General features: G+C 64.3%; 1 protein-coding gene and 1 pseudogene. Both read left to right on the forward strand.

Annotated elements, in window-relative coordinates; all coding sequences use genetic code 11:
- The coding region (locus EBE87_RS28055) for an NAD(P)/FAD-dependent oxidoreductase (protein WP_147465069.1) at positions 1-737 on the forward strand (737 nt) is incomplete at its 5' end.
- A gap of 235 nt (positions 738-972) precedes the next feature.
- Positions 973-2562, forward strand: a pseudogene (locus EBE87_RS28060) (ISL3 family transposase).
- Positions 2563-2777: the final 215 nt, after the last annotated feature.

A 2777-nucleotide genomic window follows, 5' to 3' on the forward strand; every position in this document is an offset into this window, starting at 1 on the left:
AACGTTATGGCGCCCGGATCGCTAAAGGCCTGATTGCCGATCTTCAGAAACAATCTGGGAGCTTCATCGCGACCGTGGAATCGCAGGACAGCGGGAGGCAGCAGATCAGAGCGCGTCGGGTCTTGCTTGCAACAGGCGCACAGGACATCGAGCCGAACTTTCCGGAGCTGCCTGATGCTGTGCAGCGTGGTTTGGTCCGATACTGTCCCATCTGTGACGGTTACGAGGCTCGTGACCAAAAGATTGCGATTATCGGACATGGAACTCACGGTCTTGGCGAGGCCATCTTCATTGCGCGGACCTACTCCGACGACGTCACCCTGCTGACCTTAGGGAAGCGGATGGAGCTTGATCAGAAGCAAAGACAACGAGTGGAAGAACATAGAATAAAGGTTGTTGAAAGCCCCATCGATGCGCTGGAGATCCGAGACGACCGGATTGCGGCACTGCGTGTTGATGGAGCCAATATGAGCTTTGACGTTCTCTACTCGGCACTCGGCCTCAGATTTCGTACCGGCCTTGCATTAGCCCTGGGTGCTCAGCACGATGACACCGGAGCGCTGACCGTTGATCACCACAATCAAACCACCGTTCCGGGGCTTTACGCGGCCGGAGCGATTGTGCGCGGCCTTGACCAGATCGTAGTGGCCATGGGCCATTCCGCCGTCGCTGCGACTCACATCCACAATCATTGCGAACTACCGACTGAGGAAGAACCTGGTGGAACAGAGGAGTGAGAAGGCACAGCAACCTGTTCCGACACCGGATCGTAGCCTATTCTGCGGCCCCGCGTGCTGGCGCAGACTTGCTGCGATGACTGCTGAGCTGACATGGAGGCTGGTGCTGGCAGGTATAGACCGAGGCCAGTCGTGCTTCAGATCAGTCGACGTTGTGGGCGAACGTCGTTGGAAGCGCGCTCTCGTCGCTCAAGAAGAATGAGGCACTGGTTGTCCCTCACTCTTGAGATCTGTCATGCTCAAGCATCTGCTGCCCCTGATCCCGGAGGGGCTGCTGGTCCGGCAGATCCTGCCGACACCGGACAGCCTCGTCATCGTGGCCGCCTCTCGCGGCGGCAAGGCGGCCTGCCCAGACTGCGGCGCCCCGTCAACGGTGGTGCACAGCCGGTATGAGCGCCACCTGCAGGATCTGCCTTGGCAGGGCCGCCCGGTGACCCTGCAGATCCAGGCACGCAGGCTGCGATGCCAGAATCCAGCTTGTCAGCGTCAGACCTTTGCCGAGCGCCTGATTGAAGGTGCCGCTGTTGCGGCACGCCGCACCCGCCGGCTGGACGATCTCCAGCGGCATCTTGGTCTGGCCCTGGGCGGCGAAGCCGGCGCGCGCCTCGCGATGCGACTGGCTGTTCCCATCAGCGCAGACACGTTGCTCCGCATGCTTCGCCGGCAGAACCCGTCCTCGGAGCCCAGCCCACCGCCGCGGGTGCTCGGGGTCAATGACCGGGCCTGGCGCCGCGGCCGCCGGTACGGCAGCATTCTCGTTGATCTGAAGCGGAACCGGGTGCTCGCTCCCCTGCCAGACCGGCAGGCGGAGACGCTGAAGAACTGGCTACAGCGGCATCCCGGCATCACGATCGTCGCCCGTGACCGGGCCTGCGCCTATGCCGACGGTGCTCGCCAGGGCGCACCCGACGCGGTGCAGGTCGCCGACCGCTGGCACCTGCTGCGCAACCTCGGTGAGGCCCTCGAGGCGGTGGTGGAGCGCCATCATGCTGTGATCCGGCAGATCGGCAAGGACGTGGCGGCCGCTGTTGCCGTCCCGGCCATGCCCTCAGCAGCCCGGCAATGCCAGGAGGCGAGACATCCTTGGCGGCAGGCACGCTACGAGGAGGCCGCCCGCCTGCACGCGGCGGGCACTTCCATCAGTCAAGTGGCCCGCCAACTCGGTGCCGATCGCAAGACGCTGCATCGCTGGCTGCGGGCCGGGGCTGCCCCAAGCTGGCCTATGCCGCGGCGCGACAGCATCCTGGATCGCCATCGCGCCGTTCTGGAGCAGCGCTGGGCCTAGGGCTGCCATAACGCTGCCCGGCTGTGGCGGGAACTGGTGCACATTGGCTTTGCAGGTCGTCCTTCGGTTGTCAGGGCCTGGGCCACCGAGAGGCGCAGGAACGAGCCCGTCGCATGCCCACGCCCCGGACCAAGCGGAGATCCTGCTTGGCGGCCACCCACGCCTCGCCGCGCCACGCGCTTGCTGATGGCAAACGGCGAAATACCCCCTGAACTCGACCGCGCCTTTGTCATGCGCCTGCTGGGCGAGCTACCTGTGCTGCAAGCAACAGTGACTGTCGCAAAGCGCATCGCCCGGCTGCTGCGGCGGCAGAGCGACGACAGGCTCGATGCGGTATTGGACGAGGCCGCCGCCACCCCTCTCGCGAGCTTTGTCGCCGAGTTGCGCAAAGACACCGCGGCTGTGCAAGCCGCACTCGAGCTGCCCTGGAGCACCAGCCCTGTCGAGGGCCAGATCAACCGGCTCAAGATGATCAAGCGCACCATGTACGGCCGCGCGGGCTTTGCACTCTTCCGTGCCCGCGTCCTCCAGACCGCATGACAGCGATCCAGCAGCACGGAAAGTGCGGGAGATCCCAGGCCTCAGTGGCAATCAACAACCAGTCGTTGCAGGCAAGAGTCGGACGCCGGCCGCCCCTGATCCTCCACGACTTGCGTGGACGGGTTACGCTATGTTTGCTGCTTGTCGTTCTGCCTGTTCTGGCGTGCGGTAGTCCAGGGCCGAATGGAGGCGCTGGCGGTTGTAGAAGCTCTCGA

The organism is Teichococcus wenyumeiae, from assembly GCF_003696345.1.
Classification (GTDB): Bacteria; Pseudomonadota; Alphaproteobacteria; order Acetobacterales; family Acetobacteraceae; genus Pseudoroseomonas; species Pseudoroseomonas wenyumeiae.